At 35.9% G+C, this 17,991-nt stretch carries 13 protein-coding genes; 5 read left to right on the forward strand and 8 right to left on the reverse strand.

Annotation, left to right across the window (positions count from 1 at the left end):
* Window positions 1–245 precede the first annotated feature (245 nt).
* The 5 genes from DR980_RS13930 to DR980_RS13950 form a co-directional block, all read right to left on the reverse strand.
* Window positions 246–971 carry a hypothetical protein gene (locus tag DR980_RS13930; RefSeq protein WP_113637216.1) on the reverse strand — a complete coding sequence of 242 codons (726 nt, stop codon included), beginning with the start codon at window positions 969–971 and terminating at the stop codon, window positions 246–248.
* Window positions 972–1,028: 57 nt separating this feature from the next.
* Window positions 1,029–1,349 (reverse strand): hypothetical protein, encoded by a 321-nt coding sequence (locus tag DR980_RS13935; RefSeq protein WP_146779247.1) that lies wholly within the window; start codon window positions 1,347–1,349, stop codon window positions 1,029–1,031.
* A 95-nt stretch (window positions 1,350–1,444) separates the two neighbouring features.
* Complete coding sequence (gene mobC / locus DR980_RS13940; RefSeq protein ID WP_113637263.1) at window positions 1,445–3,427, reverse strand: conjugal transfer protein MobC; 1,983 nt, start codon at window positions 3,425–3,427, stop codon at window positions 1,445–1,447.
* A 17-nt stretch (window positions 3,428–3,444) separates the two neighbouring features.
* Window positions 3,445–4,761, reverse strand: coding sequence for a relaxase/mobilization nuclease domain-containing protein (locus DR980_RS13945; RefSeq protein ID WP_113637222.1), 1,317 nt, complete (start codon window positions 4,759–4,761; stop codon window positions 3,445–3,447).
* Complete coding sequence (locus DR980_RS13950; RefSeq protein WP_113637225.1) at window positions 4,749–5,138, reverse strand: plasmid mobilization protein; 390 nt, start codon at window positions 5,136–5,138, stop codon at window positions 4,749–4,751. The genes DR980_RS13945 and DR980_RS13950 overlap by 13 nt, the downstream gene beginning before the upstream one ends.
* A 660-nt stretch (window positions 5,139–5,798) precedes the next feature.
* Here DR980_RS13950 and DR980_RS13960 point away from each other — a divergent pair.
* From DR980_RS13960 to DR980_RS13970, 3 genes are all read left to right on the forward strand, one after another.
* A complete protein-coding gene (locus DR980_RS13960) occupies window positions 5,799–6,086 on the forward strand; it encodes a hypothetical protein (RefSeq protein WP_113637231.1) in 288 nt (95 codons plus the stop codon).
* A 218-nt stretch (window positions 6,087–6,304) separates the two neighbouring features.
* On the forward strand, window positions 6,305–7,843 hold the full coding sequence (locus DR980_RS13965) for a MauE/DoxX family redox-associated membrane protein (RefSeq protein WP_113637234.1): 1,539 nt from the start codon (window positions 6,305–6,307) through the stop codon (window positions 7,841–7,843).
* A gap of 88 nt (window positions 7,844–7,931) precedes the next feature.
* Window positions 7,932–8,195 carry a DUF6520 family protein gene (locus DR980_RS13970; protein WP_146779248.1) on the forward strand — a complete coding sequence of 88 codons (264 nt, stop codon included), beginning with the start codon at window positions 7,932–7,934 and terminating at the stop codon, window positions 8,193–8,195.
* A 66-nt stretch (window positions 8,196–8,261) separates the two neighbouring features.
* Here the strand turns inward: DR980_RS13970 and DR980_RS13975 are convergent, their stop codons facing one another.
* The 3 genes from DR980_RS13975 to DR980_RS13985 all read right to left on the reverse strand — a co-directional run bounded on the left by DR980_RS13975 (window position 8,262) and on the right by DR980_RS13985 (window position 15,385).
* Entirely contained in the window at window positions 8,262–10,784 is a 2,523-nt protein-coding gene (locus DR980_RS13975) for a S9 family peptidase (RefSeq protein ID WP_167400570.1), read from the reverse strand.
* A 157-nt stretch (window positions 10,785–10,941) separates the two neighbouring features.
* Window positions 10,942–12,351, reverse strand: coding sequence for a RagB/SusD family nutrient uptake outer membrane protein (locus tag DR980_RS13980; protein WP_113637241.1), 1,410 nt, complete (start codon window positions 12,349–12,351; stop codon window positions 10,942–10,944).
* A gap of 10 nt (window positions 12,352–12,361) precedes the next feature.
* Window positions 12,362–15,385 carry a SusC/RagA family TonB-linked outer membrane protein gene (locus DR980_RS13985; RefSeq protein WP_113637243.1) on the reverse strand — a complete coding sequence of 1,008 codons (3,024 nt, stop codon included), beginning with the start codon at window positions 15,383–15,385 and terminating at the stop codon, window positions 12,362–12,364.
* 1,242 nt (window positions 15,386–16,627) lie between these two features.
* Between DR980_RS13985 and DR980_RS13990 the strand changes: the two genes are divergently transcribed.
* Window positions 16,628–16,975 (forward strand): helix-turn-helix domain-containing protein, encoded by a 348-nt coding sequence (locus DR980_RS13990; protein ID WP_113637245.1) that lies wholly within the window; start codon window positions 16,628–16,630, stop codon window positions 16,973–16,975.
* Window positions 16,976–17,465: 490 nt separating this feature from the next.
* Window positions 17,466–17,885 carry a hypothetical protein gene (locus tag DR980_RS13995; RefSeq protein ID WP_113637248.1) on the forward strand — a complete coding sequence of 140 codons (420 nt, stop codon included), beginning with the start codon at window positions 17,466–17,468 and terminating at the stop codon, window positions 17,883–17,885.
* The last annotated feature ends 106 nt before the right edge of the window (window positions 17,886–17,991 follow it).

A 17,991-nucleotide genomic window follows, 5' to 3' on the forward strand; every position in this document is an offset into this window, starting at 1 on the left:
TTCTTTTGATTGTAATTGTGTAAATAAACGAAGTATTATAGAATTTTACCATACCCACTTTTAGTGATATTTAAGTTGCCTGTTCTCCTTTACTTTACTATTTAACAGGAGCAACCTAACTCTTTATTGACTCTTGCAGCTTCTTTTTATTGGAGAGGCTGCATGTGCCTTTTGTTATCGTTTATTTTTTAATTTGGTGTAAAGGGTAGTCCGCTGCATTTGTTGACCGCTAGATATTTCTAGCCTTAATTTTGTTGAAATAAGAACTCGTGTGTATCGATGACGGCAGCTCTTCCCATCTGAACTAAATTACGAGTTTTTTTTAAAAATATTCCGAGTGTTTTTTCATTATAAATCAATTTCATTTCCGAAGAATAATCGGTTACCAAATACATATCACCTTCTAATTTAAAAAAAGGAATCTCAGATTTACCTTTTGCTTTTATTCCTTTATTAACTACAACGCCGTTAGCTAACGCATCCTTTAGTACTGCATCACTTTTTTCTTTTGAAGCTACTTTAGCATAGGCTACCATCATATTTATCCATTCGCTATTGTCAATCAAGTACCATTCTACCTTATTAAAATCAATACCTTGATCGCTAATCCAACCGTAGCTGGTAAAAGCAAGTAATACCAGCTTTTTACCATCCAGTTTTGGATTGTCGGATGGACTAAATTCTTGTATTTTAAAAGAAATAACAGAGGTAGCTGACATATCTTTTGTTTTTTTTCCATTAAAATCAAGTGTTTTTAATGAAAAACTATTTAATTCCGGATGATTCGCTAAAACATATTGGGTAGCAGTCAATTCTGCTCTTTCTTTCATATCCTCTACGGCAGCAATTCCTGCTCCTATGGCTAACAGACCACCGGCCACCGCAGCTGCTGCTCCACCATTATTTTGTGCTTGTGCTTGTTTTGGTATTAATGATAGGGTAATAATTAAAGCAATAGTAAATTTTTTCATTTGTTAGTGAGGTTTAGATTAAAAATATCCCGTCAAATCTATAGTATAAAATTTCAGTTATCTTACGGTTTCCCACATTTTGAGAAAATAATTATTTAATTCAGCACCATTTAGACTGCTTAGAAACAATTGGAAATCGTACAATTTAATCACCCCGTCCTTGTTATCCGGTACTTGTTCCAACTGCGCAAAATTGATGTTTTGGTACAGCGATTTTTCTCCTACAATGTCTTGCATGATAATGAAAATTGCTTGTTGCAACGTCTTGGTATCACAATACAAATTGTCGTTTTTTTTAAATACTACTATGCCGAACTTATGTGATACTTCATGATACTCCAACGGTAAAAAAGTGAGTTCGTAGGCTTTTAGTCTCATCTCATGGAAGAAGCTAATAAAAGAATTGAATAGGTGTTTAACAGTGTTTTTGAAACCACTATAAAAAATATTATTTTCATTGGAAATAGACAATCTCAATTCTTCAATACCAAATAGGCCAGACTCGGATCATTTAAAAGACGCTCAATTTCAGATTGCATAATCTCTTGAATATCCTGCTTAATTTGTAAATAATTTCGTTGCACTATAGTGTTGTCAATCTTCCTAATAATGGCAATATCTGTATAATTTTCTTCTTCCTTTTTTAGCCGTTCATGGTCGTTGACAATTTCACAATGAAACGTTTTTAGATCAATTTTGCAGTTAGGATCATCGGCAACCATGCCAACAAATTCACCGGAACTTAAAGAGGAAATTTTAGAAGGAGGGACGGCTGACTCTAATTGTTTAGAACGGCTGATGGAAGTGTCGCCGCTATTTATAGATAGCGATTCTCTGTCCTGCATAATTTTTCCAAAACGCTCTGACAATTGCTTGGCGGTGTCACCAGTAACTTGACCGCTCACAATATTTCCGGTGATGTTCATAATCACATCTGCCTGTTCGCGACCATAATCTTTACGCAACTGACTGAAGTCCTGAATCCCCAAACAAGTGGCTACTTTATTGCTTCGTGCAGTGGCAATTAGGCTATCCATATTGTTGAGATAGATGGTCGGGAATTCATCGAAGATCAGGCTACTTTTGAGTTTACCTTTTTGATTCACCAATTTTACCAAGCGTGAGACATACAAGGACAATACTGCACCATAAATTTGTATTTTCTGAGGGTTATTACCCATGCAGACAATCTTTGGTTCAGCCGGATTATTAATATCTAATGTAAAGTCATTTCCCGATAGTACATAATACAACTGGGGAGAAGAAAGTCGGGCCATGGCTATCTTAGCGGAAGCAATTTGTCCCTCCAATTGTTCCATGGCATCGTTTAGATAGGCAGTGATAAAGGGATTGATAAGTACCTCAATTTCTTTCTCCGTCCGCAATATCGTAAACAGGCTCTCATAGTCGAGCTGCATGAGCTCAATAACATGGGGCAGTGTACAGAATTGGCCCTCCTTGTACTTCCTTAAATACCAGATAATCGCAGTCAGAAAATTGATTGGTGATTCGACAAAAAAGTCTCCCTGTCTCTTAATCCATTCCTTATTTAAACCCAATAGTATAGTTCGCGCTGACTCTGCTGCATCAGTGATGTCGGTCATAGCAGAAGGCTCCAATGGATTGCATCGGTGTGTGCGGGTCAGGTCATCAAAATTAATCACATAAAACTGTGGTGGAATAGGATAGAGGTGTTTGTATTTAAGCCAGGTGTTATAAGTTATTTTTGAAAGGTCGTCAAATTTAAAATCATAAATAAACATGGTAAACCCTTTGCGAATGTGCTGGGTAATCACATGTCGAATAACAAAATAGGATTTACCTGATCCTGGAGTTCCCAAAACCATCATCGCACGAAAGGGATTGATGATGTTAATCCAGCTTTTTCGGACTTTATCTTTCAAATGATACCGCGCCGGAAGATTGATGGAATATTCATTTTCCAGCAATCGTTCTTCCTGCGGAAAGGTTTCATTTTCTTTATTGAAAATATCGTTGCTATTCAACCGGTTTTTTATAATCCGTGAGAGTAAGGTACCTCCCGAAAGCATTACTAAAAATCCGATAGTCGTACTACCGATATAAACAATTGATTTTGCAGTATTATCTGTTTTTACCAATAGCGACAGGTAGCTCATAAAGTAAATTAATGCACCTGTTATGATATAGGCAATAGCTGTTTTATGATTTAGTTTTTCGTCTTTGCGGCCCTTTGCTCCAAGTAAGGAAATCAACAATAATCCCAAAGTAAAAATCTTGGATTTATGAAAATAATAAAACAATCCCGTACGCTTTATGTTACCTAAAATAGAATCACTAAAGGCACTAACAAAGCCCCACTCTTTGAAGGCGCTATAACAGTAATAATAAAAATGGAGGAGTAAAAGTACAATACTTATGAGTCGGGTCATATCGAGAATTTTTCGTAATGCCTGTTCGTTTTCGCCTGTTTGCATAGCCATAATGGTTTCGTTTATTGATTATCAGATTGTCCTTTTCGTTTCTTTTTTTTCTTCTTGCCTTTTAGTTGATTGGGCAAGTAGGAGGAATCGTGTTCCGACTGTGTAAGTGCGTTAACAAATTTTGACATCACGTTACCATCATCACCCGTTATACTTTTTTTAGAATCTTGATCAACAGAAATATGCCCAACTTCTTTAGAGTCTGATTTCAAGGAATTTTCATCGGATTTTTTAACGGTGGAAACAGTTGTATTTTGATTAACAAATTCATTCAAATTGCAACGCTCCTGAATGGCTTTTGCACTGTATAATTTCCCCAAAGCACTTCCATTAAAAACAGATTGAGTTTGGTGATCCACATACGTAATACCGTAAATTAAACCTTCTTTATTTTGCCGAATAACCATTTTGATTCCAGACGCTTCTACAATTTTTGCCAATTCCTGAATTGAAATTTTTTTGTTCTTCAATAATGCAATATCAACAGTATTTTTTATTCTTGATTTATGGGGTGCTCTCCCTTTTTCATTTTCAATAAAGCGATCTTCTAAAAATTTAAGTGTTGGTTTGCTGTAAAAGTCACTCGCTTTAATTGGGACGCCAACCTTATTACCACCTTGATCTAGTATGCGATACACTAACCCTTTGTTTTGAAAAATCCTTGAATTTTCGCTTCCCCTGTCCGCTGCAACGTTATACTGTTTCAAAACGGCATTTAATTCTGGCAGGCTGGTGTATTTATAATTCTGAATCACTTTATCCAAGACGTTGGTTATGGCCCGTTTGGATTCAGTACATCCGTATTCCACTTTGTTGGTATCAACAGGTTTTATTCCTAATTCTTTTTCTCGTTTATGCTTCTCCGCTGGAACCAATCCATACGCTGTTTCAATTTCTTTTCGTGCTTTTTCAGATTGATTCCGACCAATATTCTGCATGTCAATTCTACTACCGTCCTCCCTGACTTTTAGGGAAATGATATGAATGTGAGGGTGTCCCGCATCATGGTGCTGATACACCAGATAGGGTTGTTCTCTAAAACCAATTTTCGCCATATAAGTATCCGCTATTTCCATTAGTTTCTCTTTTGGAATTCCTTTTTCAGTCCCATCAAAATTGAGCGAAATATGTACGCTGTTCCGTTTCACATTTTCATTTAAATCCGCTTGTTTCACGAACCGGTTTAGTTTGATTGTAAAGACCATTTTTTCAATATCGACTGGATAATTTCCAGCGCCAATACATTCTGCTACACCCTGCTGAACTTTATTTTCATTGTAGTTCAAAATGCGATTTATGGAATGACCAGTTTTGATTATTGCAACCATGATTCTGCAAATTTTTGAATGTGTTTTTTGATTTCATCCACCTTATTAAAAAGAATCTTTTTTTCCAATTCGTAGCTAATGAGCCAGTGCTTAAAATCTATAATCTGATGTAACGTATGAAGTTTTTTTACAGCCTGATTAAAGTTGTTTCCTATAGCATTAAGTTCTCCTCTTAAACGAATCATTTCCGCCATAAAATCGTCTAAGGATTGATTTCGATAGGTATTGACGATAGGTTTGTGTAAAAGATTTTTTCTTGCGTAATCGCTTATTTTTCGACAGGTTGATTTATTAAACTCCTTCATTATCTTTTGATATTCATCAGGGGTTAACCGCAGATGAAGCCACTTTGTTCGGTTCTTTTGCTCTTCCATCATCTATCATTTTTGTGTTTCAAACTCTTTTAATCTTTAAGTGTCACTGCCCACGAGTCCCGAGTGAATAGGCAGCAAGATATCGGTTGTGATACAACCGGACATCTTGCCGATTGCAGGAACGTGGCAATCTTTCGGAGACTTTAATGTCTATTAGAATTTTAAATAGTTCTAAAATGCTCAAAAAGCTGATTTCTTATTTACAGCAACTTTTTAAAATCAGAGATAGTAAAAACAGTATTTCGGAGCGTGTAAAAGCCTACTGCTATAATTTTTGAAATGTTACAGTTTTTGCAAAGTCTATGTATTGTCTTTATTTATAATACTCAAGGAAAAGGCACGCTAAGCAAAATTTTGAACTTTTGGACCTCCGAAATCCAAATCGGTTTTATTCAAAATTTTTGATTTAGAAAGTGCTTTTTCAAAGCAATATTTCGACTTAAAAGAGACAAAGTCCTGACTATTTTTAGGAAGGTTTTTGGCTCTTGTCTTAAAGAAAAAACAGCATCTGGTACCATAAATTTTAAGTTGAAAATTTGAATCAGATACGAAGTTAAGTAAGCGGTAGCAATCTTACCTATCATATGTATATTTCGCCTATCAAAGTTAATACGTCCCTTTATACCTTTGTAACAGTAAATTATTAATTAAAATGTGAAAATTATGCTGACAACAAATGATGTGGCTAAAGTGTTTGATACGATATTGAGCACGCCTGGGATGAATGAGATGGTGAAAATTGACTTGAAAATTTCACGAAAAAATGTACTGTTGTTGCATCATGTTATTGAGCGGGGAATGACAGTGGAAAATGATGTTTCAGGAGTATTAGGTAGCCTGTCGAAAGAAGGGTTATCAGAGCTTAAGAATGTAGCTGAAGAGTGTCTTCAAAAAGCTGGAATTGTAGAATTGAATCAAAAGCTTACTACTTTAAGTGCAGCTTGTAAATAGCATAAGCGGCTCAAAGTAAAATGAAGTGCTTACCAAACAAAATAGTGGTAAGCACTTTTTTTTATTGTTCTTCTAAAAGGATAAAATGGCTTATTTCTGAAAACTATTGGCTTGTTTCAGACACGCTATCTTTAAAATAACGTACCTAAATTTGTTTTGGATGTAGCTAATGTAACGGATTTAATTAAAATAGCAGTATACTAAAAAACTATAGAATTATGAAACAACTAAACAAAATCAAGCGTGTTGCCGTTGAATTAATTTGTCTTTTATACGTTCTGTTATTTATATACGCAGCGGTCAGTAAATTACTTGATTTTGAAAATTTTCAAGTTCAATTGGGACAGTCTCCGTTATTAAGTGCTTTTGCTTGGTGGGTATCTGGATTAGTTCCGATAATGGAACTTGGAATAGTGGTAGTACTGGCAATTCCAAAGTGGCGTATTTTAGGTCTTTTTGCCTCGCTAAGTTTAATGACCTTGTTTACAAGCTATATTTTTATTGTGCTGAATTTTAGTGCTTTTGTTCCTTGTTCTTGCGGCGGTATATTGGAAAAAATGAGTTGGAATACCCATCTTGTCTTTAACGTTGCATTTGTTGGATTAGCTGTTGTAGCTTTGGTTTGGCAAAATCAAATAAGTATTGAAAATACACGATTTAAAATAATACAGCCTCTTGTTAAAAGTATTTCTATCGCGATAGTATCGAGTGTAGGTATTATGACTATTCTTTTTTTGTCCTCAGAGGATTTAATGCAACGAAAAAATCCTTTCGTTAGGCGGTATATCCGACGCTCTATTGAGCTGGTTCATTCGGTAGATTTAAAATTTAATTCCTACTATTTTTCAGGGTACAACCAAGGCACTATGTATCTTGGTAATTATACAGACCCACTTCGCATACTATCAATAGATTCTAGTTTTAAAGCAGTAAAAGGAATTGAAATTGATTTTAAAAATAGGAATCTTCCTTTTCGCTCGGTAAAAGTTTTAGTCAGAGGTAACTACTTTTTTCTAATAGATGGAAGTGTGCCCAGAATTTTTAAGGGCAGCATTGAAGATTGGAAAATTACAGAGGAGTTAAAAGGAGTTCCTAATTTTACACTAGCAGAACCTATCGATAGTACTAGCATAGTTTTTCGAAATAATACGGGGTTAGGAGCCGCCCATATTCTTGGTATTTTTAACTCGAATCAATCTTCTAAAGTTGAGTATTTGCCTACTCTATTGCAAAAACAAATAGATGGTATTTTTGATACCGATGGGATGTTGCTTTTTAATGCTGAATTAGGTCGAATAGTTTATGTTTATTTCTATCGTAATGAAATTATTTTAGCGGATAAAAATGGAACCTTACAACAAAGGCAACATACGATTGACACCATATCAAATGCTAAGATTAAAGTAGCTTATCTGAAAGAAGGTTCGCAACGAAAAATGTCTGCCCCACCCGCTATCGTAAATGCAAACACTGCTACAAAAAGTAACCTTTTATTTGTTGAATCGAAGGTTCCCGGATTATATGAGGATGATGCCATGTGGAAACAAGCCGCTATTATTGACGTCTACAATCTAAAAAAGAACACCTATGTTTTAAGCTTTCCAATTTTTGGTGTCAAGGAGAATAAATTACAATCTCTATTTGTTACGAAAACCCATTTGTATGTGATTCTTGGTACCAATTTAAAAATTTACGAATTGAAAGACATTCTTAGAAAAGAAATGATAAATGGAATGTGTTCACATTCTCATTTATAAAAAAATACCGGCCAGTATCAGGAAAAAAGATCGAAAACCTGTAGAAAAAAGTAGATCAATTTTAAGTTTAATTTTAATACTTTTTATTATGAAAACGACATTTTTTAAAACGATCGTGCCTTTTGCAGCAGTTGCAATTCTAGGCATTTCAGGAGCCTTTTTGACCACGTCGATGCAAAGTGGTTCTAATTTAGCTACTCCGAAACAAGGGTACATGGATGGGCCAGAAGGGCCTTGTAGTGTCGAGGTAAATTGTGATACCAATCCTGGTCTAATTTGCGAGGTAAACGGTGTTCAGGCTTTCGGAAAAGATAATAATTGTAGTGAGATTCTATATCGTCCTTCAAACTAATTATCAGCCGAGCAAAAAGAGCAGTGCAGTTCCGATAAGGAACTGCACTGTTTTTTTATAAAATAATTACTTTACGCCTTCTTTAATCCAGGATTTATCTTTTCTCTCCTTGAGGTAATAATCAAACCATTCCTCTATTTTGTGGCTGAGATCTTTCTGGTTATTAGGTTTTAATATGACGTGCTTTTCATCGGGGTACAGTAGCATAATATTCTTTTTCCCCAGTCTGCGCAGGGCTAAATGAAATGCCACACTTTGATGCCAGTCCACATGTTGGTCTTCTTTTCCTGTCCATAATAATAATGGAGTTTCAATAGAACTCGCATTCGCAACTGGTGAATTTCTTGTGTACATTGAAGGGTCTTCGAAAGGAGTTTTTCCTAACCGCCATTGCTCACTTTGAAAACGATACATGTCAGGTCTTCCTGTATCCCAGCCAACAGTCAAATAGAAACTAGTTAAATCCGTTGCCGTAGCTCCAGCAACTGCAGTTGCAAATATATTGGTTTGAGTAATAATAAAGGCACTTTCATAACCCCCAAAAGAGTGTCCAATTAGTCCAATTTTTTTTGGGTCCACTAAACCGAGTTTGATTATTTCTTTGGTTGCAGATACCGTACAATCTACAGCATTGAATCCTACTTTTCCTTGCTCATGTACAATATCAGGACAAAGCACAAAATAGTCTTTTGACGTAAAAACAGTTCGGTTATATCCGGCTTGCATCAATAGGCTAGGATTGTGGTAAAAGTGAATTTTATCGGATTGCTTCTCATAGACATTAACAATCATTGGATATTTTTTTTGGGGATCATAATTAGCCGGATAATATAAAACTGCTTTTAGTTCCTGTCCATTGGAATTGCGAAAGGAAATTAGCTTTAAGGTTCCCCAGTGGTATTTTGACTGTTGCGGATTACTTTCGAAAAAAGGTTTTGGTATTTCGGTTTTTTTTTGAAACATCAAGCGAGGCGAGAGGTCTGATTGCTGTTCCTGATAGACATATACCTGCTGATCCTTGATATAGTGCATTTGATCAATGTAGCTGTCTTTATAAACAATTGGCTTTTCTCCAAAATTACTGTTCCACTTGAAGTAGCCTGTTTTTTGATCAGCACCTGCCGCACTTAAAATTAGCTCATGGTCGAGATCGATAGTTTTACTTTTATTTCCGTCAAAATTAGATTTAAAAAGATCATTATCGGCGAGTGACGCAATTCTGAAGGTTATTTGCTTTTCCCTCCCATGTGTAAGCCTCTTACTAGCGGTGCCATCGGATTTTATGGACCATAAATCATATTGATCGTAAACAATTAAGTTTTCATCATTTTTACTCCATCCCACAGTTCCATACGCAGCGGTTCCGTCAAGGATATGAATTTTTCCAGAAAAGGACGTATTGCTGTTTTTAGTTACGTTTTGATGTGTTCTTTTTGCAATATCATACACCCACCAATGAGCGTCCTTAAAATAGGCAATGTATTTTCCAGAAGGTGAGGGTAAAAGATATTTACTGAAGGATTTGTGTTTTTGAAGTAGAATTTCTGTTTCTCCGGTTTTTAAGTTCATGATATAAAAATCCCTTGGGCCTTCGTATTCAAATTGAGGCTCATATTCTTTTGGGTTGGATAGAATGGCAAAATCCTGATTACCTGACAGCATCACTTTTGGTAATGCAGGAGACGAAATTGATTTTATACGTTTAAGATGTGGATACCATAACGCTAATGTAACCTTTGCGTTTGGTTGGCTTTTTATTTTCTCAAAAGGATAAATCCATTTAGCATTGCCATTCCAAACTTCGACATTATCAGCCGTTTTTTTTTGTTCTTGTTCCGATTGGGGACAGAGCCCAAAAAAGACACTTAGTCCATCAGAGGATATTGTTAAAGGGTACACCATTTTTCTATCCAAGATTTTATCCGTTGGAAAATCCTTCTGAGTTGTAGGATTCAATTCCTGTAAAGCATTATATTTTACATTATAGAAATACAGTTTAGTATCATCAGAATCTGAAAGATTAAAGGTATAAAAGGCGATTGATTTGCCGAGTTCATGCCAGGTAAAATAACGGAAATGATTCGAACTGTTTTCGACAATCCAGTTTATTGCATTGCGGTTTCCCAAGTGGAGTAAACCAATGGAGTGCTTTAAATTTTTCATTTTCGTAAAAACGAGTTCCTTTTTACTAGGATCCATCTTAAAATTTTGAACATCATTAATAGTGTCAGTTGCGTCGGTCTTCAGATTTATAATTTTCAGTACCTGTTCTTCTTTACTGAGTAGGACAATCTGGTTCGTTTCTATAGAATAATCGTAGTGGCTTACTGGAGGATAAATCCGCTGTTTTCCAGTGACTAAATTTAAAATTCGTAAAGCTCCTTTGTCATCCATACAAACAAAATGATTTGTTCCGGCGAAAAGCGAATTTTTTCCAGATGGGAAATCGAATTTTTTACTCGTTTCTGTATTGCTCACAAACAAAGTATCAGCACCTTTTTCATAGCGCATGCTATAACTGGACCATTTTCCATTTGATGCTACCTTATCAAGATTTAATTTTCCCCATAAATGATAGTCAGATTCCATGAGCTGTTTTTTTTGCACCACCTGCCCCCAAATAGGACAGGTTGAAAATGCAAAAATCAATACTAAAAGTAAAATGAGTTTTAAATTCAGCTGGAAGTGTTTTCCTATTTTGAGTTTCTCTCGAACGGAAATAGTTTGGATTATCATACTATAAATTTTAATAGCCATTATTTTGAGGACGTAGGTTAGGATTTACACTCAGTTCATTTTGAGGCAACGGAAATAAAACATCGGTTGAATTCCAACCAGCTTTGGTAGCAGACAACACGGAATCAATTTTTCCAAAGCGTTTCAAATCAAAAAATCGATGTCCATATTCGGTAAATAATTCCCATCTTCTTTCCTGCAGTACTGCATTTAAAATTTCTGGTTGTGTAACAGCAGTTGTTTCATTTAATCCTGCACGTTTTCTAATCTTGTTAAGATCTTCTTTTGCCCCAATCAAATCGCCCTGTTGTGCTCTTGCTTCCGCTCGGATCAAATATTGCTCGGATAAACGAAACACAATCGAATATTCTACGGAAGCGGCCGTTGGATTAAATGCTTTGTATTTATATGGATGATGCCATATATCGCTGCCTTTTGATACAGCTTTAGTCCAGTTACTCTTTCTTAAGTCAGAACTAGTGAACGAGTTTATCAGGTTATCAGATAACGCCACCATCGTCGGAGGACCCGAAAGGAAGATAAATGAGGCAGCTTCATCGGTATTTTTACCAGCTGTGGCAGGTTGCAGTTGCCAAATGGCTTCTTTTGAATTTTTAAGGAAAACAGTACTGATCGCATTTTCAAGAAAATAGAAATTTGTGGCATTTAAAACTGCAGACGAGGCATTGGCAGCTTCCGCCCAGGCTCCATCGTAAAGATATACCCTTGCTAAAAGTGATTTAGCTACAAATTGATTTGGACGAATCCTCTCAGGACCGTCATATTGTTGTGACAATAGATTTATTGCTGTATCTAAGTCTGAAATTACCTGTGTATAAACTTCATTTACAGTATTTTTTTTAACTGTAGTATTACTTTGATAATCTGTAGTTAGGATATAAGGAATTTCACCATAAAGATTTGTGAGATAAAAATGCAGCAGCGCCCTTATGAAGAGAGCCTCCCCCGTAAGCTGCTCTTTTTGTTTAACAGATAGTTTAGCACTCTTCTGAACACCCTCCATTACAGCATTGGCAGAGAAAATTTGATTATACGAACTATTCCAATAGCTAGAAATTGAAGTGTTAGCCGGCAGGAGCGTATTGAAGTAAAATGGCAGAGCAGGTCCCCCCGGAGCAGAGTAGCAAGTAAATTCGTCAGTATAATTTGCTAATTGATAGGAAAGACCTGCTGAAGTGCCAGTCAATAGACCTTGGTCTCTAATCTTTGAATAAACATCAGTTAAGGCACCTTCGGCCGTGGCATATTCATCGAATACTGTAACGGTTGTTAGTTGTGATTTTGGCAGTTCCACTTCCACAAAAGAATCACATGACGTTATACAAAGTAATACTAACGCTACTGGAAATACCAGCCAGTTGCGATGTTTAGAAGTCGGTGTTAGTTTTATTGTTTTCATAAGTGTACAGTTAGAAAGTGAGTTGAATTCCTGCAGTTATAATTTTTAAAGGAGGTAAAAAGCCAGCAGTTATAAATTCGGGATCTCCATCTTTATAGCTACTCAAAGTCAGCAGGTTTTGACCCTGAAAAATGATTTGACATTTTGTATTTTGGATAACGAGGGGCAAATCATAAGATAATGCAATGTTTTTCAGCCGTATAAAAGAGGCATCAGTAAGTATACCAGTACTTTGATTGTACAGCGAACTCGCAGTCACTGCTGCACTATTTGCTCCGGTTGTATAGATTTGTTCAGTGGCATCGTCTCCCAGTTGTTGCCAACTGTCAGCCATTCGGGCAGGCTGATTGGTCATTTGTCCTGCAAATCCGATGGTGTAATTGCGTTTTTCCTGTTTTACAAATTGGAAAAGAAAGTCTAATTTCCAGTTTTTGTAACTCAATTGGTTTTGGATTCCTCCAAAATACTGAGGATTTAGATCTACAGCAGTTTGTTTATCGTTCGGGAAGGTGATAGCACCATCGCTATTAATGTCTTTAAATTGATAAACTCCTTTTTGTGGATCAATACCAGTGTATTCGTAAAGTAATTCAATGTTCAAAGGTTGACCAATACGATACTTTTGACTGTTTGTAGATGTTTCTAAACCGGGGTAGCGTAAGAGTTTATTCTGAGCAAATGTAAGATTCAAATTGGTTGTCCAGTTAAAATTTTTAGTACTAAAATTAACCGTCCGTAAAGTAAATTCCCAACCTGCATTTTCTACGGTAGCGTCTAGATTGGCCTGTAGGGTCTGGAATCCTGTTGTACCAGGCAATGGTATACCTACAAGTTGATTGGAAGATCGATTTTGGTACCAGGCCGCTGTTAGAAATAGTCGATCATTGAAAAATCCCGCCTCTATAGCAGCTTCCAATTTTTTGTTAATCTCCCATCCAAAGTTGGGATTAAAGAGTCTTGAAGGTTGCAATCCTACATTGGAATCATAAAGAATACCTGTGGAAGTATAAGTGTTTAAGAACTGGTAATCCCCAATTTGATCGTTTCCGGTAGTACCGTAACTGGCCCGAAGCTTTCCAAAGCTAAGCCAGCTGTTTTCTTTTAGAAAATTTTCTTTCGAAAATAGCCAAGCCATACCAATGGCACCAAAAGTAGCAAACTGTTTGCCGGGACCAAAACGACTGGAGCCATCGCGTCTTCCTGTAAAATTGAAAAGATAGCGTTCGTTCCAATTGTAATTTATTCTTCCAAAAAAAGCTTGGTATTTGTATTGTGCATCGTCGCTAAAAAGAACACGAGCAGTTGTTGCTGAGGCCAAATCATAAAGGAGACTGTTGGATGTAAAACCACTACCAAATTGGTAAAGACGGGTTGTGTTTTGGTTTTGGAAAGTTCCTCCTAAAAGCACTCCAATTTTACTTGTGCCTAATTCCTTTTCCCAATTTAGTTGAGGTTCTATAATCCAAGACTGTCGATTGGTAGTGTTGAAGTAGATACTTGAATTGCTGCTTGTTAAATTAAAGGATGGATTGTAAATAGTGGAGGGTGAGGTTCGGGTTTCGGTATGTCTTAAGTCTGTAAATCCAAAATTGCTTTTTAAAACAACAGCTGGAAAAATTTCATAGGATATTACGGCATTCGATACCAAGTCATTCGTTTTGGATTTAAATTTAGCGACCATAAAGCGCAAAGGATTTTGCCATGTGCCATTTTCCCAATTGAGTTTGCCGTCTTCATTATAAAGTGCTGGTGCATTTGGGGCTAGAGAACGAGAGCTTGCGGTAAGATCGAAAGCCGGCTGGTCGTTATTCTGGAGATTATATCCCGTCGAAAAAGTGAATTTGAATTTATTGTCCTCAGAGCTATGGTTCATATTAAATTGAGCACCACCTTTTTTATAGATAAAATCGCTCGGGAACACAGTAGTTTCTGTATGATAGGTACTGCTCAGTAAAAACTGCGTTTTATTAGAGCCTCCAGAAAGCACACCTTGCACATCGTTAAATTGTGCTGTACCTCCAATAAATTCTTTTTGCCAGTCGGTATACCGGTTTTGATCCCATGTACCGTTTACATCATAGGCAGATTGAGGATAGGTTGTGATACGGTCGTTACTGAAAGCCTGACGGCGCATAGCTAAATACTCCTCGGTATTCATTAGTTTCATGAATTTAGTCACCGTTCCAACGCCGGTCGTCGATTTAACGTTGACGGTCGTTTTTCCCGACTTTCCTCGTTTAGTGGTAATGAGCACTACACCATTCGCACCCTTGGAACCATAAATGGCAGTAGCATCCGCATCTTTTAGTACCTCAATGCTTTCAATACTTGCAGGATTAATACTGTTTAAAGGACTGGTAACTGATGGGAATGTAGAGGCTGTTTGATTGTAACCAATAGGGTCAGTGGCGTAAGGAACACCATCAATAATATATAAGGGCGAATTTCCATCGGTTCGAATACTGTTTTGCCCTCGTATTTTAATATCAAATCCACCACCTGGTACGCCAGTGGTTTGTATTATACTCACTCCAGCCATACGACCTTGCATGGCGGCCAACACATTAGTAACCGGTTGGGTTTCGATAGCTGAGGCTGTTATTCGGGCAATACTTCCCGTTCGTTCGCTTTCTTTCACGGAATAATAACCAGCATTAATTTTGACTTCTTGCAACGCAGTGGCATCCTCTTGCATCTGAATATCTAAAACGGAGCGACCATTAAGTGGTATTGTTATGGTTTTAAAGCCCATGAAAGAAAAAACAACAATGTCGTTGGGCGATGCGGTCAGGGTATATTTCCCATTCACGTCAGAGATAGCTCCAGATGTAGCTTTTCCTTTTATGGAAATGGTTACGCCAGGTAATGGGCTTGTAGCATCAGTAATGGTACCGCTTATTTGGCTTTGCTGTGGTTGCGACTGCAATTGCCTCAGTATGGTTTTTGCTGGAGCAGGGGTGTAGGATAGTGAGAACCCAAAAAGAATCAGGTACCAAAAAGCCGAACCACCCTTGTAAAATGAAATATTTTTCATAATATTGGTATAGTTAAATGAAACGATAGTTTTGTTAGCGATGGTCCTCTAGTGTAGCTTGCCGGCGAGTTAGAGGGCCTTTTTCTTTAGTCTCAAAGTCTAAAGTCGAATGTCTTTAGGGATTGTGTTTTTTACTATATCATAGGCGTTTTTTAGTTATGGGTTAATGGTTGTTGCTAAATAACCTTTATATCAACCATAAAACCACAGGCACATCGTTGCTATAAAAAGTATAATTATTCCTATTTGTATTTGTTTATAGTATTTCATAGGCATTTTTTTAATTATTAGTTAAGGGTTCTGAGTTATGAGTTGCTGTTGCGGCTAAATAACCTGCACCTTTTAGTAACTAACTCAAATTAAATTATGTCCATTTGTATTCAAAAGGTTTTTTCGGTGCAGGTATTTAAAGATTATGGTCATTTTTTCGTTGAACTTAGATATAAATGCTAACTTCCAACTAAGATTTTTTTAAAATTTACACTTTGTTTTTCAGTTAAAAAAACTCCTTTTGTTACCCTTTCTGAAACAAAGTCTAAAAATTACAACATACCATTTGGAAAATAGAAATAAAGACAATACTTTTAAAGTGCGAGTTTAAAAATAGAAAAAGCTTAAATCTAAGTGCCAAAAGCATTTTAGGTTTGAGATTAGATATATAGAGGATTATTATTTTATATAATTCCCTTTTTATATATCAAGGTAGAGTTAAACAAATCAGTATTAAAATCCTGATGGAGGAAGTGTCTCTAATTAAGAGTACTTCTAGGTGTTTTCCTATCCTAACACAATGTTTGTTTCAGTTTTGGGAAACAAAAGGCAGCTTGCTTTTAGCAGGTAGTTAAGGTGGTTTGGTGACGGTTGTACATAAAAAAATCGTTCTCATAATTTATAGGTTTATGGTTATGGAACGATGTATTTCGGGTATGAAGAGTACTTGCAAAAAAAGCAAGGAGCGGTTTCACACTTCAGGACCGTGGGCGACCAAACCCGTCTTTTAAATCTTTCGATTGAAAAGTTACCTCCTAAAGCTAACGTGAGAACCGCTCGCATGCCGTTGCAAAAGTAAGAAACTTTTTGACATGGAGCGACTTCACGATACTCTCGAGGTAAAATTGGCCGTTTCGGTTCGAGAAAACATCGTTTTAATTATGCCAATAAAGGCTAATTGTCAATTCGCTAGAACAAATATAATAATAATATTTAATTATCCAACAAGTTGGATATTATATTTTGCTTTAAATGGAAAAAACATTTGCATTTCAAACTACTCAATTCGATTTTGAGTTAATAAATCACATTAGAACTTTGAGAAAATCAAAAGGTTTTACTAAGGAAGATTTAAGCCTGGCGATGGGTGTAACAAAAACATTTGTTGGAAATGTTGAATCATTTACTCAACGACACAAATATTCTACGCGTCATATTGCATTATTGGCAAAGGCTTTTGGGTATAAAAATATTTCAGACCTGATGAAGTTCCCTACTCCTCAATATGATAAAATTAAAGTAACCGTAAAGCAAACTATGAATGAAAGCGGTACTAAAGTTTTGAGTTCGGAGGTGGTAAAGATTGAGCATTTAAACTAATTATATTATAATTTAAATGTATTCACGGAAAATCGTAAAGAATGATAGCTGGAAGAGTAGGAGGAAGAAGTAGATACTTTGTTTATGGATGAAAAAGATGCTGATGAGGTGTCTTTTTTTTTTTTTATAGTGATAAGTAATACTTGTAATTATAATGATAGTTGGACGAGTAGGGGTAAGGAGGAAAAGATGATTAGATGTTTTTTATTTTTTGATACTAGTGTCCTGACTTCTTAGCATTATTCTGTGACAGCCTAAGGGATATTGTAAATTATAATCCTTTTAATGATTTGTGCGAATTTATTTCTATTTTAGCAAAAGCAAAAGGGATGACGTTTGTCAGACAAAGCCACCCAAATAAGGGTAAATTGGGATGATTTTGTCAGACCTATATACAAGTTAGCGTATAACTTCGGAAAATTCGTTAATTAAAAAACAATGTGAAATAAAGAAACTATTCAAAAAACAATAAACCCTAAATGTTGTAAATATGGCAGAAAGTAATATTATAGTAAGAATGTCTAAAAGTACTGGGATTTATAATAAAAGTAACAAGTACGAAATACTCATTAATAATGAATCTAAAGCTGAACTTGACTATGTAAATAACAGACAAATATTTATTGCAGAAAGCGGAAAAAATATTATTCAGATTAAAAATGAAAATACCACTATTGTAAAAGAGATAAATATAAAATATGCTCAAGACATAACTATAACTATTAATGCAAGTGTTACTTATAAATTAGGTTTGGGAATTATTATAGGAATTGCAATTACAGGTTTAATTGTTCAATTAATTATTGCTAAAAAAGTAATATTGCCTTTAATATTTATTCCATTTATTTCATTGCTTTTCGTAAAAAAAGAAAATTTTCCAAATAGTTTTGAGATAACAAGTAGTAAATAAGACATCCGCTAACAGCTAGAGATTCGTTGCGTGCGCAGCACGAACAATGAAACTCCGGTTGAACGGAACCGTTCACTGGCAGGAACTATGGAGTTATCGTAAAGTT

Source organism: Flavobacterium psychrolimnae (assembly GCF_003312425.1).
Lineage (GTDB): Bacteria > Bacteroidota > Bacteroidia > Flavobacteriales > Flavobacteriaceae > Flavobacterium > Flavobacterium psychrolimnae.